General features: G+C 60.8%; 1 pseudogene. It reads right to left on the bottom strand.

The annotated features are described in order from the left end of the window. Nucleotides 1-503, bottom strand: a pseudogene (locus CKO36_RS19360) (IS1634 family transposase); the annotation flags it as partial.

The raw sequence follows: 503 nt of genomic DNA on the forward strand, positions 1-503 counted from the left end.
CACCGCTGATGCGGTAGACATAAAAGTCTGGCGCCTGCCCTCGGGCCGGGCGGCCTTGGCTGTGGTAGCGAGGCAAGGCCTCAATGCAGGTCTCGCCGAGCAGGCCAATCTTAAGTGTGTGCTCAAAGCGCTCCAATGCCTTGAGCGCATCGGCCTCGCAGGCGAAGTCCGTGTTGCACAGCCGCTCGAAGCCCTTGAGTTCGGCCTTGCCCTGTGTAAGGCAGTGCTTGTTAAGGCGCTTGAGGGCGCGTTGGCGCACCTCACCATAGACGGTGCCTAAGGTGCAACAGGCCTCTTGCGTGGGCTTGTGCATCAACATTGGAGCGACTGCATGGATCATCTCGCAGGCGAGCGTGAGGGTTTCAGGCACGCGCGAAATCCAGGCATAGGTGTGTCCATCGCCTGGAGGGTGTCGCGGGTGTAGAGCGCGCTGTCGGCCATGAGGATCTCCAGTCCAACATCGGCTTGCAGCTGGTCGAGATAGGCATTGACGGTCTTGCGAA

This window comes from Rhabdochromatium marinum (assembly GCF_016583795.1).
In the GTDB taxonomy this organism is placed as follows: Bacteria; Pseudomonadota; Gammaproteobacteria; order Chromatiales; family Chromatiaceae; genus Rhabdochromatium; species Rhabdochromatium marinum.